This is a genomic window from Herbaspirillum sp. NPDC101396 (assembly GCF_044767365.1).
Classification (GTDB): domain Bacteria; phylum Pseudomonadota; class Gammaproteobacteria; order Burkholderiales; family Burkholderiaceae_D; genus Herbaspirillum.
Map to the genome: position 1 here is coordinate 361,402 of NZ_JBIWNT010000002.1, position 23,630 is coordinate 385,031.

Sequence of the window (23,630 nt, forward strand, 5' to 3'; positions counted from 1 at the left end):
TCAGCCGGGGTAAGGATGCTGCTCGCGCCAATGGTTGGCGATGTCGATGCGGCGGCAGATCCATACGCGCTCATGCGACTGCACGTAATCGAGGAAGTGTTGCAGCGCGGCGAAGCGGCCCGGGCGGCCGAGCAGGCGGCAATGCATGCCGACCGACAGCATCTTGGGCGCCTCTTCTCCCTCTGCGTACAGCACGTCGAAGCTGTCCTTGAGGTATTGAAAGAACTGCTCGCCGGTGTTGAAACCCTGCGGCGTGGCGAAGCGCATGTCGTTGCTGTCGAGCGTGTAGGGTACGACCAGATGCGGTTGCTCACTGCCGTCGGCCAGCGCCACCCGGGTCCAGAACGGCAAGTCGTCGCCGTAGTAATCGGAGTCATAGGCGAAGCCGCCGTGCTCGACCACCAGCCGGCGCGTATTGGGTGAATCGCGGCCGGTGTACCAGCCTTGCGGATGCACACCGGTCAGCTCGCGGAAGATCTCGACAGCGGCGCGCATGTGTTCGCGCTCGGTCTCGACATCCATGTTCTGGTAGTGAATCCAGCGCAGGCCGTGGCAGGCGATTTCGTGGCCCAGCTCGACGAAGGCCTGGGTGACTTCGGGATGTCGCTGCAACGCCATGGCGATGCCGAATACCGTCAGTGGCAGCTGCCGCTTTTCGAACTCGCGCAGGATGCGCCAGACGCCGACCCGCGAGCCGTATTCATAAATCGACTCCATCGACAGGTGACGCGCCGGATAGGCCGCGGCGCCGATGATTTCAGACAGGAACTGTTCGGAGGCCGGGTCGCCGTGCAGCACGGAATTCTCGCCGCCTTCTTCATAGTTCAGTACAAACTGCACTGCGATCCTGGCCCGGCCCGGCCAGCTGGCGTGAGGAACGTTGCGGCCGTAGCCGATCAGGTCGCGTGGATAGTTGCCATCTGGTCGTATGTGTTGCATGTGTTCTTTTGAAATGTGGAAGACGGTGTTCAGGAACTCTTTCCCAGCACCGATCGCAAATCGAAGTGATCGTCGTCGCTGGGGCGGACGCGGTCTTCACACAAGTGCAAATGGTGTGCCATGTGTTCCTGCGCCAGCGCGATGTCGCCGCTTTCGAGCGCCGCCAGCACGGTGTCGTGTTCGTCGAAGGAGCAGGCATTGTGTCCCGGCGCTTCGGTCTTGGCGATCATCAGCGTGGTGCGCGAGACCAGCTTGCGCAGGGTGTCGACCAGCAGCGCGTTGCCGGTCAGCTCGGCCAGCGCCAGGTGAAACTGCGCCGAAAGACGGATCCAGCGCGGTCGGTCGCCGGTCAGGTAGGAGTGGCGTTCTTCTTCGACCATCTTGCGCAGGCCGGCGATCTGGCGCGTGCTGGCTTCGCGGCCGACCTTGTCGAGCACTGCGTATTCGATGATGTTGCGCAGCTCGAACATGTCCTTGACCTCGGCGTGCGAGGGACTGGCGATGAAGGCGCCGCGATTGGCTTCGAGATCGACCATGCCTTCGGTGGCCAGGCGCGACAGCACCTTGCGCACGGTGTGCCGGGCGGTATCGTAAATCTGGCACAGGACCTGCTCAGTAAGCTTGGTGCGCGGCGGCAGGCGATGTTCCATGATGGCGTCGTAGATGTCCTGGTAAAGACGCTCTTCGACGGCCGGCGAATGATCGCGGACGGCGGGATGCGAAGCCAGGGGCGAGCGGGATGTCTTGCTTGGTTTGGTCATGGCGGGAATAGACGGCATCAAGGGTTGGACGGAAGCGAAAGCTTGTTTGCGATCATGCAGGAGTCATACCGGCGGTCGGCATTGTCGACAATGGAAAAAATAATCTGCAACAATTTGGTGAAATTGCGCACCAAAAGCGACGCGGCGGCGCGCGGCGTGCACCACAGGAATCGCTCTGCAGTTATTGTTCCGCAGCACATTGCGGGCGCCATTGCCGCAGCAACGGTGTGATGGAGATTGTCGACAATCATTTGTGTATTTTTCATTGGATATTGCCCATGCATTTTGACAACGACTTTCCTTCTTATGCAAGAAGCGTACTTGCTGCGCGTTTTTGTCGGATGCGGGCGATGGCCAGGGAATAAACAAGAAGTAAGCAAGGAACAAGCAAGGGCCGAACGCCCGCGCGGCAAGTCTTCTACAATCACGTATGCAGTTTTTACAGCAGTCTCCAGTTCTCCTCAGTTTTCTTTTACAGGTCATCTCATGCCGTCTTCATTGCAACAATCCGTAGTTACCTTCCTTGATGCGGAACACGCCGCGCAAACACGTTTCCTGCAGGAACTGGTTCGGGTGCCGTCCGACAATCCGTCCGGCGATTGCGCCGCCCATGGCGCATGCGCCCAAGCCCTGCTGGAGCAACTGGGTTTCGATGTGGAAGTGCACGCGGTGCCGGATGATCTGGTCAAGGCCAACGGCATGATCTCGGCCGTCAACCTGATCGTGCGCAAGCGCTTCGGCAGCGGCGGTCCGACCATCGCGCTCAACGCTCACGGGGACGTGGTGCCGCCCGGCCTCGGCTGGAGCAAGGATCCCTACGGCGGCGAGATCGTCCAGGATGCCGAACACGGTCCCGTCATGTACGGTCGCGGCGTAGCCGTGTCGAAGTCCGATTTCGCCACCTACACCTGGGCGTTGCTGGCCTTGATCGCGGCAGAGAAACAAGGCGCCGTCCTCAACGGCGCCATCGAACTGCAATTCACCTATGACGAAGAAGCCGGCGGCGACATCGGTCCCAAATGGATCCTCGAGCAAGGCCTGAGCAAGCCCGACTACGCCGTCTCGGCCGGCTTCGCCTATGGCATCACCTCCGCCCACAACGGCTGCCTGCATCTGGAGGTCACGGTCAAGGGCAAGCAGGCGCACGCCGCCATGCCGCACACCGGCATCGACGCCATTGAAGCGGCGACCGGCATCTTGCAGGCGTTGTACGCCTACCGCGCCGAACTGGCGAAGAAGAAATCCGCCGTCAGCGGCATCGACCATGCCACGCTCAACGTCGGCCTGATCAAGGGCGGCATCAACACCAATGTGGTGCCAGACCTGGCGAGTTTCCGGCTCGACCGCCGCATGATTCCGGAAGAAGCCGGATTCGACGCCGAAGGCGATCTGCGTCGCGTGATCGACGCCGCAGCAGCGCGTTATCCCGGCATCCAGGTTAGCGTGCAACGCATCCTGCTGGCCGAGCCGTTGGCCGAATTGCCGGGTGTGGAAAAGCTGATCGGCGCCTTCAGCCGCCATGCCGAAGCCATCCTGGGCGAGCCGGTCAAGGCCCATGGCGTGCCGCTCTACACCGACGCGCGTCACTATACCAAGCAAGGTATTCCGACGATTTTGTACGGCGCCGGTCCGCGTACGCTGATGGAGGCGCGCGGCCACAATTCGGACGAAAACCTGCGCCTCGACGACTTGTTCAAGGCCACCAAGGTGGTCACGCTGGCGCTGGCGGAGCTGCTGCAGTAATTTTCCTCGCTGAAAAGAAAAACGGCGCCGCGACCTGATGGTCGCGACGCCGTTTTTATGTGCTCGAATTAATGCGCTGCGGCGTACTGATCGAGCTCGGCAGTCAGGCGGCCTTTGTCGGCAGCCGGCAGGAAGCTGGCATCGATGCCGTTGCGCGCCAGCTGCACGATCTCGGCGCGCGAGAGATCCAGCGCCGACACGACGGCCAGGTAGTTGTCGTTCATGTAACCGCCGAAATAAGCCGGATCATCGGAATTGATCGTCACCGCCAGGCCTGCGCGCAGCAGTCGCGCCAGATTGTGCTTGGCCATGTCGTCAACCACGCACAGCTTGAGGTTGGACAGCGGGCATACCGTCAGCGGCATCTTCTCGCGCGCCAGGCGCTCCATCAGCGCCGGGTCTTCTTCGCTGCGTACGCCGTGGTCGATGCGTTCCACCTTGAGCACGTCGAGCGCACCGATGATGTAGGCCGGCGGGCCTTCTTCGCCGGCATGGGCGACCAGGTGGAAGCCGAGCTCCTTGCAGCGCGCGAACACCTTGGCGAATTTTTCCGGCGGGTTGCCGCGTTCCGATGAGTCCAGGCCGATGCCGTTCCACAGGTCGCGGTATTGCTCGCGCAGCGGCAGCGCCGCCTCCAGCGTGGCGAAGGCGTCCTCTTCGGAGAGATGACGCAGGAAGGACATGATCATGGCGCTGGAGAAGCCATGTTCATCGCGCGCCGCGCGCAGCGCGCGGGCGATGCCGGCGAACACCACGTCGATGCCGATGCCGCGCTCGGTATGGGTCTGCGGATCGAAGAAGATCTCGGCATGGCGCACGTTGTCGGCGCGAGCGCGCGCGATGTAGGCGGCGGTCATGTCGTGGAAGTCCTGCTCGGTCTGCAGCACGTTGGCGCCGGCATAGTAGAGATCGAGGAAGGATTGCAGGTCGGTGAAGTCGTAGGCCGCGCGCAGGGCATCGACCGACGCATAGGGCAGCGCCACTTTGTTGCGCTGCGCCAGGGAGAACAGCAATTCAGGCTCCAGCGTGCCTTCGATGTGCAGGTGCAGCTCGGTCTTGGGCAGGGCTTCGACGAAGGAGCGCATTGCTGCGGGCAGGGGGAGGGTGGCGGAAGTAGTCATGGCGGCCTTTGGTGACGAACTGGAACAAGGGCGTATTTTCTCAGAAAGCACCGCCGGACCTCGGAAAAACATTCATAAATTCCCGGCCGTTGGGAAAACTAAATCGTGTGGACGTTGACTAAGAGGCAGCGTCCCATCGCAGAAGGGCACAGGAAAAATGTAAAGTTTCCGTGAAATGCGGCGTATCCCCGGCAATGCATGTTTTAATGCTGGGCCGTCAGGCGGACCAAAAAGAAATTGCATAAGCAAAACAGGAGCGGTCGGATCAGGTATGAAGAAGATTATTGCGACGACAATGACATGCAGCATGCTGGCGGGAGCAAGCGTGGCGCTGAGCGGCTGTTCGCTGTTTTTCTGGAAGAAGAAGGAAGACACCAGCCTGGTGCCGTTCTCGACTATTCCGAGCAGCGCCTACCAAAGTTTTGTCAAAACCTGGGACGACAAGGCGCAGCCGGTGCTGTGCGCGCTGATCCGCTCCCAGGCCGATTGGAATTACTGGTTCCAGCCGGCGGCGACGATGCGCGCGCAACGCGCATTGACCCCTTCGGAAGAATACTTCGAGACGCGCCAGCTGTTGCTCGCCACGCGCGTGATCCAGGCGCCCGACGCCGCCGAGCGCAGCCAGATTTTCAGCGCCGACAAGGTCACGATGAAGGACGGCGTGCTGAAGCTGGAATATCGTTTCGTCAAGCCGCTGTCCGGCGCCACCTACAAGGTCAAGGATTTTCTCCTGGTGGAAATCCCCAAGGAGCGCTACACCACCGGTCCGGTAGTGTTCGTCGAAAACGGTTCCAGGGTGTGCCAGATCGGGCGCTGATTTGTCGCGCTGCACCAATGCAAAAAGGCCTGCGCTCATCGCTCAGGCTTTTTTTTCGTCTGACGCCGCTGCGACCCAAAAAAAATCCCCTCCAGGCCAGTGCGATGTGCAATGACGGGCAGGGGAGGTGCAGAAAAGAACAGGTGTTGCCGTTGTTGTTATCTAGATTATTAGTGCGTCATGCCAAGGAACTGCTGTAACTCTGGTGTCTTCGGATTGGCGAACAACTCTTCCGGTGGTCCGATCTCGTGGACCTTGCCCTGGTGCATGAACACCACGCGGTCGCACACTTCGCGCGCAAAGCGCATTTCGTGCGTGACCATGAGCAGGGTCATGCCGTCGTCGGCCAGGCTGCGCACCACGGCCAGAACTTCATTGACCAGTTCGGGATCAAGCGCCGAGGTGATTTCATCGCACAGCAGGGCTTGCGGCTGCATGCTCAGCGCGCGGGCGATCGCCACGCGCTGTTGCTGGCCGCCGGAAAGCTGGTCGGGGAAGGCATCGAACTTCATGCCGAGGCCGACGCGCTCCAAATTCTTCTTGGCCAGCTCGCGCGCTTCGGCTTCCGAGGTGCCCTTGACGATCATCGGCGAGATCATCACGTTGCGCCCCACGCTCAGGTGCGGGAACAGGTTGAACTGCTGGAAGATCATGCCAACCTTCAGGCGCAGCGTCTTCAGTTCCAGTTCGCTTTTGCCGAGATAGGCGCCGGCCACGCTGATCGAGCCTTCGTCAATAGTCTCGAGGCCGTTGATACAGCGCAGCAGGGTGCTCTTGCCGGAACCGCTCTTGCCGATGATGGCGATCACTTCCCCGGCATCGACGGACAGGCGAATGCCCTTGAGCACTTCGTTGTCGCCGTAGCGTTTTTTGACATCCTCAATGGCGATGAGCGGCATTGAATTTCCTTTCCAAGAATTGGCTGTACTTCGACAGCGGCCAGCACAGGGCAAAGTAAAAAAGTCCGACGACGGCAAACACGGTGAACGGCATGAAGGTGGCGTTGGTGATCACGGTGCCGGCCTTCGACAGTTCGACGAAGCCGATGATCGAAGTCACCGCAGTGCCCTTGATCACCTGCACGCCGAAGCCGACGGTGGGCGGAATCGCGATGCGCAGCGCCTGCGGCAGGATGATGTGGCGCATCTGCTGCATGTGGCCCATGGCCAGCACCGAGGAGGCTTCCCATTGGCCGCGCGGAATCGCATCGACACAGCCGCGCCAGATTTCGGCGAGGAAGGACGCGCTCCACAAGGTCAGCGCCAGCCCTGCCGCCAGCCAGGCCGGCACTTCCAGCCCGAACAGCGCGAGCCCGAAGAAGATCAGGAATAATTGCATCAGCAGCGGCGTGCCCTGGAACACTTCGATGTACAGCTTGGCGGCGCGTTGCAGGGCAGGGCGTTTGGAGATGCGCGCGAACAGGATGATCATGCCGACCACGCTGCCCAGCACGAAGGTCGCCAGCGACAGCAGCACGGTCCAGCGCCCCGCCAGCAGCAGGTTGCGGACGATGTCCCACAGGGAAAAGGAGATCATGAAGCCCTCCGCGCAAAGATGAACTTGTCGCCGATCAGGCGCAGCAGTTGCCGCAGCAGGATCGCCATCACGAGGTAGATGGCGGTGGCCAGCAGGTAGGCTTCGAAGGCGCGGAAGTTGCGGCCCTGGATGAAGTTGGCGGCGAACGACAGCTCTTCCACGGCGATCTGCGAACACACCGCCGAACCCAGCATGACGATCACGATCTGGCTCGACAGCGCCGGCCAGATTTTTTGCAGGGCCGGACGCAGGATGATGTGGCGGAACGCCTGCACGCGCGACATCGACAGGCTCAGCGCCGCTTCCATCTGGCCGCGCGCAATCGCATTGACGCCGGCGCGGATGATTTCCGTGCTGTAGGCGCCGAGGTTGATGACCATGGTCAGGATGGCCGCCTGCATTTCGCTGATCTGTATGCCAAGGCTGGGCAGGCCGAAGAAGATGAAGAACAGCTGCACCAGGAAGGGCGTATTGCGGATCAGCTCGACGTAGCCGCTGACGATGGGCTTGAGCCAGCGCGGTCCCTGCGTGCGCGCCCAGGCGCCGAAGATGCCGACGGCGATGCCGATGACGCCGCCGACCGCGATCAGCTCGACCGTGGTCAGCACGCCCTTGACCAGCACGTCGGTGTAATCGAACGCCGCGAGGAAATCAAAGTGATAGGCCATGTGGATGCATTTTCCGAGTATGGGTGGTGTGAATCACTTCAGCTTGCAGCAGCGCCGGACCCCGTTGTGCGGGATCCGGCTTGCAGGTATTACAGGTTTGCCGGCAGCGGCAGGCCCAGCCACTTGACTGTCAGTGCGCTCAGTTCGCCGTCCTTCTTGATTTCGGCGAGGATGGCATTGACCTTGTCCTGCAGTTTCTTCTCGTCCTTGTTCAAACCGATGAAGCACGGCGAATCCTTGATCAGGAACTTGGTTTCGGGCTTCTTCGGCGGGTTCTTGGCGATGATGGCGGCGGCGATCACGTTGCCGGTCGCGACCAGTTGCACCTGGTTCGACAGGAACGAGCTGATGGTGCCGTTGTTGTCTTCATAGCGCTTCACGGTGGCGCTGGCCGGCACGATCTTGGACAGTTCCAGGTCTTCGACCGAACCGCGCGTGACGCCGATGGTCTTGCCCGCCAGATCGGCAGGGCCGCTGACCTTCTGGTCGGCCGGACCGAACACGCCGTTGAAGAACGGTGCGTAGGCGGCGGTGAAGTCGATCACTTTTTCACGTTCGGCGTTCTTGCCCATGCTGGAGATGACCAGGTCGACTTTCTTGGTTTGCAGGTAAGGCACGCGGTTGGCGCTGGTGACCGGGATCAGTTCGACTTTCACGCCGAGCTTCTTGGCGATCAGCGAGGCGACGTCGATGTCCAGGCCTTGCGGTTTCAGGTCGGAAGTGACCGAGCCGAACGGCGGGAAATCCTGCGGCACGGCCACGCGCAGCACGCCGGCCTTCTGGATGTCGTCAAGCGCATCGGCGCGGGCGACCGAAGTGGAAATCAGCAGCGCGCCAGCCATCAGGCCAAGCAACAGTTTCGAGAGTTTCATCATGATTCTCCAAGTTGAGATGAAGTGAGGGAAATGGCTGAAGCAGCCTGTTTTTTGACGGAGCGCGAAGCCGTCTTCTTGCGCTTCGCGGGTGCTGCAAAAGCATTGCCGACCGCCGATACTGCTGAAACCGGCGCCAGCGCCTGGCGCAGGGGCGCCAGCGGATCGTTGACTTCGGCCTTGTTGAGGCCGGCTTCGACGTGTTGCAAATGGTCGTGCATCAGTTGCTCGGCTGCGGCCAGGTCGCCGCGTTCCAGCGCCGCGACGATGTGGACGTGTTCGGCGCAGGAGTCTTCGGCTTGTTCGGACGACTGATGCAGCATCGCAGTCAGCGTGGTGCGCGCGGTGAGGTCGCGCAGCGTGTCCGACAGCAGCGTATTGCCCAGGCATTCGCACAGGGCCACATGGAAGTCGCCGAGCAGGTAGGCGCGTGCACCGACGTCGTCGCCTTCGATGGCCGCTTGTTCGCGGTTGATGTGATCGCGCAGTTGCTCGATGGCGCTTTTGGTAATCGGTCGTGCGTGGCGCAGCAGGCCGAGTTCAATCACGCGGCGCGCCTCGAAGGCTTCACGCGCATCGCTCGGCGACGGTTCGATGACGAACCAGCCGCGCCGGGCGCTGACGGTGACGATGCCGCGCGTGACCAGGCGCGTCAGCGCTTCGCGCACCAGCGTGCGGCTGACGCCGAACAATTCGGACAGTTGCTGCTCGCCCAGGCGCGTGCCGGGGGCAAGCTGCTTGGCGAGGATCGCTTCCATGATGCGGTTGGCGATCTGGATCGAGGATTTGATGGCGTCGGTGCTCATATCCGCTATCTGAGCAATATGCATGCCAATCTTGTATATCAGATTGACGTACAGAAATAACACCTTGGACGACAGAGTGAAAGCGGCGGCAAAGTCTTTGCTGACGTGATATTTCGTGATGGAGAGGGGCGGCTGCGGGGCAGGGCGGTGATTGAATTTGGCGCGTTGCTATCCCTGCCTTGGTGCGTTTTTTTGCGAGATCTTGTATATCAGATCACCGCGGCTCACCGCTGCGGCGCAAAAAAGGCCGCAGGTACGATCCGGCGGCCTGATGTTCTGCATGCGAGAGGGCGCTTCAGTTCTTCGATGTTTCCAGCGGGGCATCGCTGTCGGCCGCTGCCGGCGGCGTCAGCAAGATCGGCTTGGCGCTCTTGCGCGCATTGCGCACGCCGAGCGCGCCGCCTTCATACGGCACGCGGCCCGACGGCACCACGGCGGAAGCCAGTTCCACATGGCCTTCCTGGTCGTCGAAGAACATGTGCGCGCCGAAGGCGTGCAGCACGTCCGCCTTGGGCAGGCCGCCAAGGAAGAAGGCCTCGTCGACGGTGACGTTCCAGGTGCGCAGCGTGTGGATGACGCGCTTGTGCGCCGGGCTGTTGCGCGCGGTGACGATGGCGATGCGCACCGGGCAGGTCTCAGGCGTGAATTGCTTCTGGATTTCAGCCAGGGCGAACAGCAGCTTGGCCAGCGGGCCTTCCTTCATGGCCTTGTTGCGGTGGCGCTGCTCGTGGCGCACGAAGGCTTCCAGGCCTTTTTCGGCATAGATCTGTTCCGATTCGCGCGAAAACAGCACGGCGTCGCCGTCGAAGGCGATGCGGATCTGGTTTTCCGGGGCGACGTAATTGGTTGGCGCGGTATACAACTGCGCTGCGGCGACGCCGCCGTCGATGGCGGCCTGTACGTCGCTCTTGTCGCGCGACAGGAACAGGTCGATCTTGAATGCGTCGAGGTAATGCACGATCGGTTCGCCGCCGGTGAAAGCCGCGCGGCTGATGTCGAGCTTGTGCGCCTCGATGGCGTTGAAGGCGCGCAGGCCGGTGTCGGGCGAGTTGCGCGAGATCACCACCACTTCCACCAGGCGGCGGTCGGGGATCAGCGTATTGAGGCGGAGCAGGGCCTTGACCAGCGGGAAGGCCGTGCCAGGCTCAAGCGGGTCGTTTTCATGCTGGCGCTGGTAGTCGCTATAGGCGTCCACGCCCTCGGTGTCGTAGATGGCGTTTTCGTGTTCGAGGTCGAACAGCGCGCGCGAGGAAATGCCGATGACCAGCATGCCGGAAAGATCGTAAGCCATGTCTTTATATATAAGCGATTGATGTGCGGTTGCGCCGCAAAACTGATCTGCGCAGTGTGCCACAGATGGCATTTGCCCCCTAGTTTTGTCGCGATTTGGCTGCATGCAACATCGGCATGGGATCTGCGGCTCCGGCTTTTTCTGGATATTTGTTTCGTTCATCAATCAACGTCGCGCATATTGCTTGCTTCTTTGTTAAATATTGCTGAAAAGTATTTTGCGGTCACGGATTGCATGGCGCTACATAAATTTGTATGATGACCGTATAACTTACTTAAAAGACCCAGAGACAAGCATGTTTCAGAAGATCCCGGTGCAGGCGCTCAGCGACACGGTAGCGCGGCAATTGCTGGAAAAAATCGACCTCGGCGCCTTTCCGCGCGGCGGCAAGCTGCCGACCGAAGCGGTGCTGGCGCAGGAGTTCGGCGTCAGCCGGACGGTGGTGCGCGAGGCGATTTCCCGGCTCAAGCACGAAGGCTTGGTCGAGCCGCGCCAGGGTAGCGGCGTGTTCGTCACCGAGCAGGCCGGCATCAAGCCGCTGCGCATCGATTACACCGAGGTCAGTTCGCCCGAAGCGGTCTTGCAGATCGTCGAATTGCGTCGCGCCATCGAAGCCGAAGTCGCAGCGCAGGCCGCCAAGCGCCGTACCGACGCCGACATGGTGGCCATTGATGACGCGCTGGCGCGCATCGGCGAAGACGTCCGTGCAGGCAGCGACGGCGTCGCCGCCGACGTCGCCTTCCATCGCGCGCTGGCGAGCGCCACGCGCAACCCGTATTTCATCAAGACGCTGGAATTCCTCAGCCAGTATCTCGAAGCGGCTACCGCCGTCACGCGCGGCAACGAAGCACGGCGCGACGATTTCTCGCGGCAGGTGCGCGAAGAGCACGAAGCCATCGTCGCGGCGATTCGCGCCGGCGACGAAATGGCGGCGCGCGCGGCGGCGCAGACCCATATGTTCAACGCGGCAAGGCGCCTGGGTCAAGCTTGAAAGTCAGGCCTGAAGATTTCAACGATTCACTTATTCCTAACCAGGCGCAGCCAGGCGAGAGGCCATCCGGTCCCCAGCCAGCGCCGCCAAATTTATCGGAGTCGACAATGTCAAAAAATGTAGGTGTGATCGGTTTGGGGGCCATGGGCCTCGGCGTCGCCCGCTCTTTGCTGCGCGCTGGCTTCAACGTGCATGCCTGCGACGTACGCAAGGAAGTGCTCGACAAGTTCGCCGCCGACGGCGGTGTCGCCTGCGCTTCGCCGGCGGAGATGGGCAAGGCCGTCGACGTGATCATCACGCTGGTGGTGAACGCCGCGCAAACTGAAACCGTGCTGTTCGGCGAGAACGGCGCCGCCGCGACCTTGAAGCCGGGCAGCGTGGTGATCTCGAGCGCTACCGTGGCGCCGGATTTCGCCGTCACGCTGGGCCAGCGCCTCGCTGAAAAAAATCTGCTGCTGCTGGATGCGCCGGTGTCCGGTGGCGCCGCACGCGCCGCATCCGGCGAGATGACGATGATGACTTCCGGCCCCGCCGACGTCTACGCCAAGATCGAAGACGTGTTGAAAGGCATGGCCGGCAAGGTATATCGCCTCGGCGATGCGCACGGCATCGGCTCCAAGGTCAAGATCATCAATCAGCTGCTGGCCGGCGTGCACATCGCCGCGTCCGCCGAAGCCATGGCGCTGGGCCTGCGCGAAGGCGTCGACCCCGATGCGCTGTATGACGTGATCACGCACAGTGCCGGCAATTCGTGGATGTTCGAAAACCGCGTGCCGCACATCCTCAAGGGCGACTACACGCCGTTGTCGGCAGTCGATATCTTCGTCAAGGACCTGGGCCTGGTGCTCGATACCGCACGCCGCAGCAAATTCCCGCTGCCGCTGTCGGCCGCCGCGCATCAGATGTTCATGATGGCGTCCACCGCCGGCCATGGTGGTGAAGACGATTCCGCCGTGATCAAGATTTTCCCTGGCATCGACCTGCCGCCGTCGAAACAGTAATCCAGCAATCCGGAGTTCATCATGTCTCAAGCCAAACCTCTGCTCGGCTGCATCGCCGACGATTTCACCGGCGCCACCGACCTGGCCAACATGCTGGTGCGCGGCGGCATGCGCACCGTGCAAACGATCGGTATCCCCGAACAGATCCCCGGCGTGGACGCCGATGCGCTGGTAATCGCGCTGAAGTCACGCACGATTCCCGCCGCCGAAGCCGTCGAACAATCGCTGGCTGCGTTGCGCTGGTTGCAGCAGCAGGGCTGCACGCAATTCTTCTTCAAGTATTGCTCGACCTTCGACTCCACCGACGCCGGCAACATCGGCCAGGTGACTGACGCGCTGCTGAAGGAACTGGGCGCCGACTTCACCATCGCCTGCCCGGCCTTCCCGGAAAACGGCCGCACGATTTATCGCGGCTACCTGTTCGTGGCCGATGGCTTGCTCAATGAATCGGGCATGGAAAACCATCCGCTCACGCCGATGACCGACGCCAACCTGGTGCGCGTGCTGCAGCGCCAGACCGAATCGAAAGTCGGCCTGGTGCGCTACGACACCGTCGCCAAGGACGCCGCCGCCGTGACCGAGCGCTTCACCGCGCTGCGCACCGACGGCGTCAAGATGGCGATTGCCGATGCCGTGTCGGATCGCGATTTGTACGTGCTGGGCGAAGCCTGCGCCGAACTGAAACTGGTCACCGGCGGCTCCGGCATCGCGCTCGGCCTGCCGGAGAATTTCCGTCGCGCCGGCTTGCTCCACGCCAGTGCCGAAGCCGCACAATTGCCGCAGGTCGGCGGCTTGTCGGCGGTGCTGGCCGGCAGCGCATCGAAGGCCACCAACGCGCAAGTCGCGGAATGGAAGTCGCATCATCCGGCGCATCGCATCGACCCGCTGGCCCTGGCGCGCGGCGAAGCCGTGGTGGCGCAGGCGCTGGCGTTCGCCAATGAACACATCAACAAGGAGCCGGTGCTGATCTACGCCACCGCCACGCCGGACGAAGTCAAGGCGGTGCAAAAGGAACTCGGTGTCGCCAAGGCCGGCCATCTGGTTGAACAGGCGCTGGCCGATATCGCCAAGGGCCTGCGCGAACGCGGCGTGCGCCGCTTCGTGGTGGCCGGCGGCGAGACCTCCGGCGCCGTGGTGCAGGCGCTCGATGTGCGCGCCTTGCGCATCGGCCCGCAGATCGATCCGGGCGTGCCGGCGACCGCGACACTCGACGACCAGCCGCTGGCGCTGGCGCTCAAGTCGGGCAATTTCGGCAGCGTCGATTTCTTCGAGAAGGCCTTGCGCTTCCTCGGCGGCGCCAAGGAGTGAGTTGAACATGAGCACGGAAAACCAACTGCGCGAAGAGATCTGCCGCACCGGCGCCAGTCTTTACCAGCGCGGCTACACGGTCGGCTCGGCCGGCAACATCAGCGCGCGTCTGGACGATGGCTGGCTGATCACGCCGACCGATGCCTGCCTCGGCTATCTCGATCCGGCCAAGATCGCCAAGGTCGACGCCGCCGGCAACTGGGTCTCGGGCGACAAACCGTCGAAGACGCTGGCGCTGCATCGGATGGTCTACGACAACAATCCGGAGATGCACGCGGTGGTGCACACGCACTCGACTTACCTGGTCAAGCTGACGATCTCGGGCGTGTGGTCGCAGGACGATGTGCTGCCGCCGATCACGCCTTACTACGTGATGAAGGTCGGCCACATCCCCTTCATCGCCTATCGCCGTCCGGGCGATCCGCTGGTGGCGGAGCAGGTGAAGCAACTCGCCAACAAGGTGCGCGGCGTGCTGCTCGAGCGACTCGGTCCGGTGGTGTGGGAAAGCTCGGTTTCCAAGGCGGCCTACGCACTGGAAGAGCTGGAAGAAACGGCCAAGCTGTGGCACCTGGCGGGCGGCGATGTCGCACCGCTGGACGACGCTGCGCTGACCGAATTGCGCGAGGTATTCAACGCGCGCTGGTAGGCATTCAGCGCTTCGGTCCGGCTTCAACAAAACAAAAAAAATGACGCGACAAGGACGCCGGCTCACGCCGGTATCCAGGCCGCAGCATTCACTTTTTTCGCCAGCCACGCGCCAGCCGGTTTGTATCAGCACGTCAGATTTTTAAATTGCCTGCACATGTCTTTCAAGCGGGCGCTATAAACCAACGGCCGTGGGAGCGGCCGTATATCAACATAATCAACAGGAGATTGTCGTAGCATGACTGCATCAACCAACATCGGCGCCGCACCGGGTGTCAACACCAGCGCCAACGAACAAGAACAGAACCGCGTCTATGCCAAGGTATTCTGGCGCATCATGCCTTTCCTCATGCTATGTTACGTGATCGCCTATCTCGATCGCGTCAACGTCGGCTTTGCCAAGCTGCAGATGTCGGTCGACCTGGGTTTCAGCGAAACCGTGTTCGGCCTCGGCGCCGGCGTGTTCTTCCTTGGTTACTTTCTGTTCGAAGTGCCGAGCAACATCCTCATGCACAAGGTGGGCGCGCGCGTCTGGATCGCCCGCATCATGATCACCTGGGGAATCCTGTCGGCCGCCTTCATGTATGTTGAAACACCGCTGCAGTTCTACGTGCTGCGCTTCCTGCTCGGTCTGGCCGAGGCCGGTTTCTATCCCGGCATCATCCTGTACCTGACCTACTGGTATCCGTCGCATCGCCGCGCCAAGGTGATCGCCGTCTTCATGTCCGGCATCCCGGTCGCCGGCATCCTCGGCAACCCGCTGTCGGGCTGGATCATGGACGCCTTCCACGGCACCACGGGCATGCACGGCTGGCAATGGATGTTCGTTATCGAAGCGATTCCCGCCGTGCTGATCGGCCTGGCCACGCTGGCCTACCTGGACAACGGCATCGCCAAGGCGAAATGGCTGACTGACGGTGAAAAGAAGCTGCTGGAAGATGAAATCGCCGCCGACCAGAAGGGCAAGGAAAGCGTGCATTCCTTCGCCGATATCGTCAGCGACAAGCGCGTCTGGCTGATGTGCCTGATCTACTTTTGCTTCGTCATGGGCCAGTACGGCCTGACGCTGTGGATGCCGACTCTGGTGAAAGCCACCGGCGTCACCGGCAACCTGCACATCGGTCTGCTCAGCGCGATTCCGTTCGGCTGCGCCATCATCGCGATGAACCTGATCGGCCGCAGCGCCGACGCGCGCCGCGAACGCCGCTGGCATCTGATCGTGCCGGCCCTGATGGGCGCAGTCGGCTTCGTCGGCGCGGCGCTGTTCGCCGACAACACTGCGGTCTCAATCGCCGCACTGTCCCTGGCTGCTGCAGGCGTGCTGACTTGCGCACCGCTGTTCTGGTCGCTGCCGACTTCGTTCCTGTCGGGCGCTGCAGCCGCTGTCGGCATTGCCGCCATCAACTCGGTCGGCAATCTGGCCGGCTTTGTCAGCCCCTACCTGATCGGTTACCTGAAGGACCTGACCCACAGCGGCGCGACCGGCATGTACATGCTGGCGATCATGCTGGTGATCGGTTCCGCCGCGGTGTTGAAGACTTCGCCGAAGCTGGTGAACAAGTAAGTTTCACACTAGACTTATCCGGCGCGCACTGTAACAAGTGCGCGCCACTATTCCAAGGAGATCACGATGCTGCGTTTCGCCGCCAACCTGAGCATGATGTACAACGAACATGCTTTCCTCGATCGCTTCGCCGCTGCCGCCAAAGATGGCTTCAGCGGCGTCGAGTTCTTGTTTCCCTATGATTTCCAGCCGGAAGAAATCCGTTCGCGCCTCGACGCCAACGGTCTGACGCAGGCGCTGTTCAACGCGCCGCCGGGCGACTGGTCCGCCGGTGAGCGCGGCATCGCTTCGTTACCGGGCCGCGAAGACGAATTCAAGCGCAGCATCGAGACCGCGCTGAAATACACCGAAGTCATCGGCAACAAGACGCTGCACGTGATGGCCGGACTGATCCGTCCCGACCAGGATCGCGCCAAGCATCGCGCGGTCTACCTGGACAACCTGTCGTACGCGGCCCATCACGCCGACCTGGCGGGCGTGACCGTGGTGATCGAGCCGATCAACACGCGCAACATCCCCGGCTTCTTCCTCAATCGCCAGGACGACGCGCAAGCCATCTGCGCCGAGATCGGCGCCGAGAACCTCAAGGTGCAGTTCGATTGCTACCACTGCCAGATCGTCGAAGGCGACGTCGCCGTGAAGCTGAAGCGCGACATGGCCGGCGTCGGCCACATCCAGGTCGCCGGCGTGCCGGAGCGTCATGAGCCGGATGTTGGCGAGCTGAACTATCCCTACCTGCTCAAGCTGATTGACTCGCTGGGCTACAAGGGCTGGATCGGTTGCGAGTATGTCCCGGCTGCGGCGACCTCGGACGGCCTCGGCTGGCTCAAGGCGCTGGCGGCGCAGGGACTGACGGAACTGAAGCCGCGCTGATCGTATCGGCGGGGTGAAAGGACTGTTCTTCACGGATGGAGGTGAAGAACAAAAAAGCGGGGCGCTCCTGACGGAACGTCCCGCTTAATTTTTATTCTTGCCGAATTTCTGCTGACTGCTCTCGCCAGTTAATCGTTCGGATGGATTTGCTTGGTGACGCTGCTTTTATCGTGGCATTTGATGCAGGTCGCGTAATGCCAGATTGCAGGGAGCGGAATCTTGTAGCCGTGTTTCTGGCCACAAGCCAGACATACCAATTCGCCTTGCTCGGGGATGTTCATGTTGTGCTGCTACGTGATGAAGGTTGCTCGAAGTCGCGGAGCCGTCCGGCTTTTAGTTGATAAAAATCAATTTTTGACGGCAATCTGCTGACTGTTGCTGATTTTACCCGGTAACGGGAAAGTACGCTGGCGGGGGACGTTTTGGTATCGCTCGGTGTGCCGGGTTCCGCTTTCAAAAATTGCAGGATAAGATTTCATCTCACTCATCGGCACCAGTGCACAAGTAAATGACCATGCAAAAAGACAGACCTGAGAACAAACCGATCCTTCAAAAGCCATTCGCTCAGACCTATTTTCACGGCACTAAAGCGGACCTGAAATTGGGGGATTTCATCGAAGCGGGTTTCAACTCCAACTTCGGACAAAGAAAAAATGCGAAATACATTTTCCTGACGGCGACACTGGACGCCGCCATCTGGGGCGCCGAGCTCGCGATCGGGGAAGGACGCGAAAGAATTTACCTGGTGGAACCGATGGGAGAGATTGAAGACGATCCGGATCTGACCGACAGAAAATTCCCCGGCAATCCGACGCAATCGTTTCGTTCCATGCAGCCGTTCAAGGTTGTCGGCGAAATCACGCTGTGGCAGGGACATCCTGCGGAGCAAGTGCAGGCGATGAAGGATGGATTGACGAAGCTTAGGGAGCAGGGCGTCAACTCGCTGAACGACGAGGACTAGTCCGACGCGGGTCTGAACTATTCAGAAAGAATTTCAGGACCGCAGAACGTAAAAAAGGCCTAGCCGAAGCTAAGCCTTTCATATTCTTGGTGGCCCGGGGCGGAATCGAACCACCGACACAAGGATTTTCAATCCTCTGCTCTACCGACTGAGCTACCAGGCCAAGAGGCCGAATTATAGCAAGATAATTTTAGAATGCAAAGGGTGCTTCCACTTTTTTATCAAAAAGTTCGCCGGCCCTCTGTGGAGTGCGCTTTGCAGTAATTATTTCCGGTGTTTCCTTTTCGCTTCCGATGAGTCCTTCCTGTGATGGAGATCAAAGAAGGGCCTGCGGGGAAGGCGTTTATAATGCTTTCCCATGAACGGCATCTCATCCCATCCTTCTTCCAACGCCGCCGCACGCAAAATTGCGGGTGCGTCTTCTCCATCCGATATCTGCATCGTCGGCAACGGCGCCATCGGCAAGACCGCTGCGCTGGCATTGGCGCAAGCCGGACTGCGCGTAAGCTTGCTGGCGCCGGCTTCCGCATCTGCCGGACCTTCTGTGGCATCGGCTACGGAGCAAGCCAGCTGGGATGTGCGCGTCTACGCCGTCAACCAGATCGCGCGCGACTTGCTGTCGTCAATCAAGGTCTGGGATGCGCTCGACGCCGAGCGCGTGGCAGCGGTCGACGGCATGAACGTCACCGGCGACGATGAAAACCATCCGGGCCATCTGGTGTTCGACGCCTATTCGGCGCACGTCGATGCGCTGGCGTGGATCGTCGAGGACCGCAACCTGAATGCCGCGCTCGATGCGGCGCTGAAATTTTCTCCCAACGTGCGCGTCGTCAACGGCCGCGCCGTGTCCATGCGCAGCGACCTGCACAGCGTCACTCTGCAGCTGGAAAGCGGCGACACGCTCGAGGCATCCTTGCTGGTCGGCGCCGACGGCGGGCAATCGTGGGTGCGCGGCCAGTGCGATATCGGACTGGACTACCGCGCCTATGGACAGCGCGCCATCGTCACCAATTTCTCCTGCGAAAAAGCGCATCAGGGTGTGGCTTATCAATGGTTCACCGCGACCGAGGGCATTGTCGCGCTGTTGCCGCTGCCGGGGCAGCGCGTGTCGCTGGTATGGTCGGCGCCGGATGCGCTGGCCGAGACGCTGATGCGCCAACCGGCTGCGCAACTGGCGCAGCATCTGGGTAAATACGCTTCGCATGTGCTCGGTGCCTTGACGCCGCTGGAGCCGGAAGTGGTGCGCGATTTTCCGCTGACGCTGGTCAAGCCGCACGCCATGACGGCGCCGCGCGTGGCGCTGATCGGCGACGCTGCGCACGTGATCCATCCGCTGGCCGGTCACGGCATGAATCTCGGTTTCGCCGACGTGGTCGCCTTGCTGAAGGTCATCAATGAGCGCGAGCAGCAACGCGATTGCGGCGATGCCCGCGTGCTGAGCCGCTATGCGCGTGCGCGCAAGGAAGAAGTCCTGCTGATGCAGCTGGCCACCGACGGCCTGGCGCGCCTGTTCGGCACCGGCCTCGAGCCGCTGCGCATGGTGCGCAATATCGGGTTGAACTTGGTGAACAACCTGCCGGTCTTAAAGCGGCGTCTGATGGCGCATGCCCTCGGCAAACGGATTTGACCGATTTACTTTATAGTTTGACGACTTTGCGTCGGGCTCCATCCGACGAGGTCTCAAAACGATTCCGAACATCGCCTTACTATTGGAACAGAACATGAAAAAGATTTTTGCACTCCCCGCCTTCCTGGCTGCAGCCGGCCTGCTGCTGGCATGCGTGGGCGGCTCGGCCTGCGCGGCCGACGCTACTGAAGCCGCCATCAAGAAGGCGATCGAACCGCGCCTGGGCGAAGGCGCCAAGGTCGAGTCGGTGAGCAAGACGCCGTATGCGGGATTGTATGAAGTGCAGGTCGACGGCGACGTGATCTACACCGACGCCAAGGCGCAGTACCTGTTCATCGGCCGCGTGGTCGATTCGCAGACTTACCGCGATTTCACCAAGGAAAAGATCCAGGCCATCAACAAGGTCAAGTTCTCCGACTTGCCGCTGGACCTGGCGATCAAGACCGTCAAGGGCAACGGCAAGCGCACCATCGCCGTGTTCGAAGATCCGAACTGCGGCTACTGCAAGCGTTTCCAGAAGACCTTGCTGGACGTCGACAACGTGACCGTGTACACCTTCCAGTACAACATCCTGGCGCAGGATTCGATCGAGAAGTCGCGCAATATCTGGTGCTCGTCCAACCCGGGCAAGGCCTGGAGCGACTGGATGCTGAACGGCAAGGAAGCCTCGGCTGCGCCGGCAACCTGCAACGCGCCGCATGACCAGGTGCTGGCGCTGGGCCAGAAGATGAAGATCACCGGCACGCCGACCATCATTTTTGCGGACGGCTCGCGTATTCCCGGCGCCATCGATACCAAGGGTCTGGAACAGAAGTTCGCTACGCTGAAGTAAGCCCATCCGCCGTCAGCATTTTTGCTGCGGCCGTCAGGTTGAAATTTACTTGGCGGCCGTATGCAACTGCATCATTCCTGCTTCAAACTTCCCCTCGCACAACAACGGAATCGCATCGAGACTCTTCTCGATGGCGTCGTTGATGAGCGCCTGTTCTTCCTTGCGCGGACGATGCAGCACGAAGTCGGCCACCGGTTGCTGCAGGCCCATCGTGCGCGGATGGCCGATGCCGATGCGCAGGCGCCAGTAGTCTTGCGTGCCGAGCGCGGCGGTGATGTCCTTGAGGCCGTTGTGACCGCCGGAAGAGCCGCCTTTCTTGATCTTGGCGCTACCGGGCGGCAGGTCCAGTTCATCGTGCACCACCAGCACTTCATCGGGGGCGATCTTGTAGAAGCGCGCGAGTGCGCCGACCGACTGACCGGAGCGGTTCATGAAGGTCTGCGGTTCCAGCAGCCAGACTTCCTGACCGGCGACGGAGGTCTTGGCAGCCAGCGCATTGAAGCGCGTCTCGCGTGCGAGACGAATGCTGCCGGCGAGATTGTCGACCAGCCAGAAGCCGGCGTTGTGCCGGGTCTGCTCGTATTCCGGGCCGGGATTGCCGAGGCCGACGATAAGGCGTATGGGCATGCTGATAAGAAGTTAACAGGAAAGCGCCGATTATCGCGGATAACGAATCGACCCGTCCAATTCCGCTCAGTTTCTGTTCCGTTTCCATCCCGGATTGCCGTGTTTATTGCTGCAAATCCATTTATTTCGTGCATTTGGGGGCTGTCAAGATTGGCGCGTCCCCCTGAATTGCGTATCATCCAACGCTTGTTTTTCAATTCCCGGATTTCATTGTCATGTTGCCTTCCATCGAACAACGTTTAGCTCTCGAACTCGTCGCCAAGCCGGTGCAGGTTGCCGCCGCGATCGCCTTACTCGACGAAGGCGCGACCGTGCCTTTCATCGCGCGCTACCGCAAGGAAGCCACCGGAGGCCTGGACGATACCCAGCTGCGCCTGCTGGAAGAGCGCCTGCGTTACTTGCGCGAGCTGGAAGACCGCCGCGCCGCGATCATCTCGTCCATCGAAGAGCAGGGCAAGATGACGCCGGTCCTGCTGGACGCCATCGTCCACGCCGAAGACAAGACCCGTCTGGAAGATCTGTACCTGCCCTATAAGCTCAAGCGCCGCACCAAGGCCCAGATCGCCGCCGAAGCCGGCCTCACCGAACTGGCCGACGCGCTGCTTAACGACCCGATGCTCAATCCGGAAGAGGAAGCGGCGAAATACCTCAAGCCCGCCTTCACCACCGACAGCGGCGACAATCCCGGCGTGGCCGATGCCAAGGCGGCATTGGACGGCGCGCGTCAGATCCTGATGGAACGTTTCGCTGAAGATGCGCAGCTGTTGCAGGCGCTGCGCGAATACATCACCGAACACGGCATCGTTGAATCGAAGGTGATCGAAGGCAAGCAGGACGCCGGTGAAAAATTCGCCGACTATTTCGACTACTCCGAAACCATCGGCACGATTCCATCGCACCGCGCGCTGGCCTTGTTCCGCGGTCGCCGCGAAGAGATGTTGACGGTGGTTCTGCGCCTCGACACCGAAGAAGAAAAACCGAAGTGGGACGCGCCGCACAACCCGTGCGAAAACCGTATCGCCGCGCGCTTCGGCGTCAGCAGCAAGGGTCGTCCCGCCGACAAGTGGCTGGCCGACACCGTGCGCTGGGCATGGCGCGTGAAGGTCTTCATGCACCTCGAAACCGAACTGATGACGGGCCTGCGCGAGCGCAGCGAAGCCGAAGCGATCAACGTCTTTGCCCGCAACCTGAAGGATTTGCTGCTGGCCGCGCCGGCCGGTCCGCGCGCCACCATGGGCCTGGATCCGGGACTGCGCACCGGCGTCAAGGTGGCGGTGGTTGACGCCACCGGCAAGGTGGTCGACACGACCGCCATCTTCCCGCATCAGCCGCGCAATGACTGGGAAGGTTCGCTGCACACGTTGGCCAAGCTGGCTGAAAAGCATAACGTCTCGCTGATTTCCATCGGCAACGGCACCGCTTCGCGCGAAACCGACAAGCTGGCGCAAGACTTGATCAAGATGCGTCCGGAACTGAAGCTGACCAAGATCGTCGTGTCGGAAGCCGGCGCATCGGTGTATTCGGCCTCTGAATTCGCCTCGAAGGAATTGCCTGATCTGGACGTGTCGATCCGCGGCGCGGTGTCGATTGCACGTCGTCTGCAAGATCCGCTGGCCGAGTTGGTCAAGATCGATCCGAAGTCGATCGGCGTTGGCCAATACCAGCATGACGTCGGCCAGTCGCAACTGGCGCGTTCGCTTGACGCCGTCGTCGAGGATTGCGTGAATGCCGTCGGCGTTGACGTCAACACCGCTTCCGCGCCGTTGCTGGCGCGCGTGTCCGGCCTCAACGCCAGCGTCGCGCAAAGCATCGTGTCGTATCGCGACATGAAGGGCATGTTCACCTCGCGCGCCGGTTTGCGTGAAGTGCCGCGCCTGGGCGACAAGACCTTCGAACAGGCGGCCGGATTCCTGCGCGTGATGAACGGCGACAACCCGCTCGACGCGTCGGCGGTCCACCCGGAATCGTATCCGCTGGTGGAAAAAATCCTGGCCGACATCAAGAAGGACGTGAAGGGCGTGTTGGGTGAAAGCGCCTTGCTGAAATCGCTGAGCCCGGCCAAATACGCCGACGAAAAATTCGGTGTGCCGACCGTCACCGACATCCTGAAGGAGCTGGAAAAGCCCGGCCGCGATCCGCGTCCTGAATTCACCACCGCAACCTTCAAGGATGGCGTTGAAGAAATCAAGGACCTGCGCCCCGACATGATCCTCGAAGGCGTGGTGACCAACGTCGCCGCCTTCGGCGCCTTCGTCGACATCGGCGTGCATCAGGACGGCCTGGTGCATATCTCGGCCCTGTCCAACACCTTCGTCAAGGATCCGCACACCGTCGTCAAGGCCGGTCAGGTGGTCAAGGTCAAGGTGCTGGAAGTCGACGAGAAGCGCAAGCGCATTGCACTGACCATGCGCCTGTCCGACAGCGCACCGGTTGCCGGCAGCAAGCCGGAGCAACGCGGCGACCGTAACGATGCACGTCGCCTGTCGCAGCACCAGGGCCAGCAGTCGCGTCAGCCGGCGCCGGCGAACAACGCCATGGCGGCGGCGTTCGCCAAGCTCAAGGGCTGATGCGGAGCGGTTGAATAAATCGATGGACAAAAAAAGACGCGGCTTGCCGCGTCTTTTTTTACGCCTGCAGCGTGGCTGCA

24 protein-coding genes and 1 tRNA gene are annotated in these 23,630 nt (G+C 61.3%); 12 read left to right on the forward strand and 13 right to left on the reverse strand.

Annotation, left to right across the window (positions count from 1 at the left end):
* From puuE to ACIROY_RS06630, 3 genes are read right to left on the reverse strand one after another with little or no spacing between them, the layout of a single operon-like run.
* A complete protein-coding gene (gene puuE, locus ACIROY_RS06620) occupies nucleotides 1-939 on the reverse strand; it encodes an allantoinase PuuE (protein WP_402340709.1) in 939 nt (312 codons plus the stop codon).
* Between the two features lie 29 nt (nucleotides 940-968).
* Complete coding sequence (locus ACIROY_RS06625; protein ID WP_402277174.1) at nucleotides 969-1,700, reverse strand: GntR family transcriptional regulator; 732 nt, start codon at nucleotides 1,698-1,700, stop codon at nucleotides 969-971.
* Nucleotides 1,701-1,717: 17 nt separating this feature from the next.
* The gene (locus tag ACIROY_RS06630; RefSeq protein WP_402340712.1) at nucleotides 1,718-1,966 is read right to left on the reverse strand and encodes a hypothetical protein; all 249 of its coding nucleotides are present in this window, start codon (nucleotides 1,964-1,966) and stop codon (nucleotides 1,718-1,720) included.
* Nucleotides 1,967-2,186: 220 nt separating this feature from the next.
* Here ACIROY_RS06630 and ACIROY_RS06635 point away from each other — a divergent pair, with 220 nt between their 5' ends.
* Nucleotides 2,187-3,443: a M20/M25/M40 family metallo-hydrolase gene (locus ACIROY_RS06635; protein ID WP_402277170.1), complete on the forward strand. Its 1,257-nt coding sequence runs from the start codon at nucleotides 2,187-2,189 to the stop codon at nucleotides 3,441-3,443.
* 68 nt (nucleotides 3,444-3,511) lie between these two features.
* On the opposite strand, the gene ACIROY_RS06640 is transcribed toward ACIROY_RS06635, so the two are convergent.
* Nucleotides 3,512-4,564, reverse strand: a complete 1,053-nt coding sequence (locus tag ACIROY_RS06640; RefSeq protein ID WP_402277168.1) for an adenosine deaminase — start codon at nucleotides 4,562-4,564, stop codon at nucleotides 3,512-3,514.
* A 271-nt stretch (nucleotides 4,565-4,835) separates the two neighbouring features.
* Here ACIROY_RS06640 and ACIROY_RS06645 point away from each other — a divergent pair, with 271 nt between their 5' ends.
* On the forward strand, nucleotides 4,836-5,381 hold the full coding sequence (locus ACIROY_RS06645) for a hypothetical protein (protein WP_402340714.1): 546 nt from the start codon (nucleotides 4,836-4,838) through the stop codon (nucleotides 5,379-5,381).
* Nucleotides 5,382-5,551: 170 nt separating this feature from the next.
* Here the strand turns inward: ACIROY_RS06645 and ACIROY_RS06650 are convergent, their stop codons facing one another.
* The 6 genes from ACIROY_RS06650 to ACIROY_RS06675 all read right to left on the reverse strand — a co-directional run bounded on the left by ACIROY_RS06650 (nucleotide 5,552) and on the right by ACIROY_RS06675 (nucleotide 10,554).
* Nucleotides 5,552-6,280, reverse strand: coding sequence for an amino acid ABC transporter ATP-binding protein (locus ACIROY_RS06650; protein ID WP_402277160.1), 729 nt, complete (start codon nucleotides 6,278-6,280; stop codon nucleotides 5,552-5,554).
* Nucleotides 6,261-6,917: an amino acid ABC transporter permease gene (locus tag ACIROY_RS06655; protein WP_402277158.1), complete on the reverse strand. Its 657-nt coding sequence runs from the start codon at nucleotides 6,915-6,917 to the stop codon at nucleotides 6,261-6,263. Before ACIROY_RS06655 ends, ACIROY_RS06650 begins: the two co-directional genes overlap by 20 nt.
* Nucleotides 6,914-7,585 carry an amino acid ABC transporter permease gene (locus tag ACIROY_RS06660; RefSeq protein WP_402277157.1) on the reverse strand — a complete coding sequence of 224 codons (672 nt, stop codon included), beginning with the start codon at nucleotides 7,583-7,585 and terminating at the stop codon, nucleotides 6,914-6,916. The genes ACIROY_RS06655 and ACIROY_RS06660 overlap by 4 nt, the downstream gene beginning before the upstream one ends.
* A gap of 89 nt (nucleotides 7,586-7,674) precedes the next feature.
* Complete coding sequence (locus tag ACIROY_RS06665) at nucleotides 7,675-8,457, reverse strand: transporter substrate-binding domain-containing protein (RefSeq protein ID WP_402277156.1); 783 nt, start codon at nucleotides 8,455-8,457, stop codon at nucleotides 7,675-7,677.
* Nucleotides 8,457-9,263, reverse strand: coding sequence for a GntR family transcriptional regulator (locus tag ACIROY_RS06670; protein WP_402277155.1), 807 nt, complete (start codon nucleotides 9,261-9,263; stop codon nucleotides 8,457-8,459). The genes ACIROY_RS06665 and ACIROY_RS06670 overlap by 1 nt, the downstream gene beginning before the upstream one ends.
* A 295-nt stretch (nucleotides 9,264-9,558) precedes the next feature.
* Nucleotides 9,559-10,554, reverse strand: a complete 996-nt coding sequence (locus ACIROY_RS06675; RefSeq protein WP_402340717.1) for a 5'-nucleotidase — start codon at nucleotides 10,552-10,554, stop codon at nucleotides 9,559-9,561.
* A 295-nt stretch (nucleotides 10,555-10,849) separates the two neighbouring features.
* On the opposite strand from ACIROY_RS06675, the gene ACIROY_RS06680 reads away from it, so the two are divergent.
* From ACIROY_RS06680 to otnI, 6 genes are all read left to right on the forward strand, one after another.
* Nucleotides 10,850-11,545, forward strand: coding sequence for a FadR/GntR family transcriptional regulator (locus ACIROY_RS06680; protein ID WP_402340720.1), 696 nt, complete (start codon nucleotides 10,850-10,852; stop codon nucleotides 11,543-11,545).
* A 107-nt stretch (nucleotides 11,546-11,652) separates the two neighbouring features.
* Nucleotides 11,653-12,546 carry an L-threonate dehydrogenase gene (ltnD, locus tag ACIROY_RS06685; protein WP_402277153.1) on the forward strand — a complete coding sequence of 298 codons (894 nt, stop codon included), beginning with the start codon at nucleotides 11,653-11,655 and terminating at the stop codon, nucleotides 12,544-12,546.
* Nucleotides 12,547-12,567: 21 nt separating this feature from the next.
* A complete protein-coding gene (gene otnK, locus ACIROY_RS06690) occupies nucleotides 12,568-13,854 on the forward strand; it encodes a 3-oxo-tetronate kinase (protein ID WP_402340723.1) in 1,287 nt (428 codons plus the stop codon).
* A 7-nt stretch (nucleotides 13,855-13,861) separates the two neighbouring features.
* Nucleotides 13,862-14,500 carry an aldolase gene (locus tag ACIROY_RS06695; RefSeq protein ID WP_402277151.1) on the forward strand — a complete coding sequence of 213 codons (639 nt, stop codon included), beginning with the start codon at nucleotides 13,862-13,864 and terminating at the stop codon, nucleotides 14,498-14,500.
* 237 nt (nucleotides 14,501-14,737) lie between these two features.
* A complete protein-coding gene (locus tag ACIROY_RS06700) occupies nucleotides 14,738-16,063 on the forward strand; it encodes an MFS transporter (protein WP_402340725.1) in 1,326 nt (441 codons plus the stop codon).
* 66 nt (nucleotides 16,064-16,129) lie between these two features.
* Complete coding sequence (gene otnI / locus ACIROY_RS06705) at nucleotides 16,130-16,936, forward strand: 2-oxo-tetronate isomerase (protein WP_402277148.1); 807 nt, start codon at nucleotides 16,130-16,132, stop codon at nucleotides 16,934-16,936.
* A gap of 128 nt (nucleotides 16,937-17,064) precedes the next feature.
* On the opposite strand, the gene ACIROY_RS06710 is transcribed toward otnI, so the two are convergent.
* Nucleotides 17,065-17,217 (reverse strand): hypothetical protein, encoded by a 153-nt coding sequence (locus ACIROY_RS06710; RefSeq protein WP_016834768.1) that lies wholly within the window; start codon nucleotides 17,215-17,217, stop codon nucleotides 17,065-17,067.
* 233 nt (nucleotides 17,218-17,450) lie between these two features.
* Here ACIROY_RS06710 and arr point away from each other — a divergent pair, with 233 nt between their 5' ends.
* Nucleotides 17,451-17,897 carry an NAD(+)--rifampin ADP-ribosyltransferase gene (arr, locus tag ACIROY_RS06715; protein ID WP_402277685.1) on the forward strand — a complete coding sequence of 149 codons (447 nt, stop codon included), beginning with the start codon at nucleotides 17,451-17,453 and terminating at the stop codon, nucleotides 17,895-17,897.
* A gap of 87 nt (nucleotides 17,898-17,984) precedes the next feature.
* Here the strand turns inward: arr and ACIROY_RS06720 are convergent.
* Nucleotides 17,985-18,060, reverse strand: a tRNA-Phe gene (locus ACIROY_RS06720).
* A gap of 195 nt (nucleotides 18,061-18,255) precedes the next feature.
* On the opposite strand from ACIROY_RS06720, the gene ACIROY_RS06725 reads away from it, so the two are divergent.
* Nucleotides 18,256-19,524 (forward strand): FAD-dependent monooxygenase, encoded by a 1,269-nt coding sequence (locus ACIROY_RS06725; RefSeq protein ID WP_402340727.1) that lies wholly within the window; start codon nucleotides 18,256-18,258, stop codon nucleotides 19,522-19,524.
* 94 nt (nucleotides 19,525-19,618) lie between these two features.
* Nucleotides 19,619-20,356: a DsbC family protein gene (locus ACIROY_RS06730; RefSeq protein ID WP_402277146.1), complete on the forward strand. Its 738-nt coding sequence runs from the start codon at nucleotides 19,619-19,621 to the stop codon at nucleotides 20,354-20,356.
* Nucleotides 20,357-20,401: 45 nt separating this feature from the next.
* Here the strand turns inward: ACIROY_RS06730 and pth are convergent, their stop codons facing one another.
* On the reverse strand, nucleotides 20,402-20,983 hold the full coding sequence (pth, locus tag ACIROY_RS06735; RefSeq protein WP_402277144.1) for an aminoacyl-tRNA hydrolase: 582 nt from the start codon (nucleotides 20,981-20,983) through the stop codon (nucleotides 20,402-20,404).
* A 215-nt stretch (nucleotides 20,984-21,198) separates the two neighbouring features.
* Between pth and ACIROY_RS06740 the strand changes: the two genes are divergently transcribed.
* Complete coding sequence (locus tag ACIROY_RS06740; RefSeq protein ID WP_402340730.1) at nucleotides 21,199-23,550, forward strand: Tex family protein; 2,352 nt, start codon at nucleotides 21,199-21,201, stop codon at nucleotides 23,548-23,550.
* Nucleotides 23,551-23,630 lie beyond the last annotated feature (80 nt).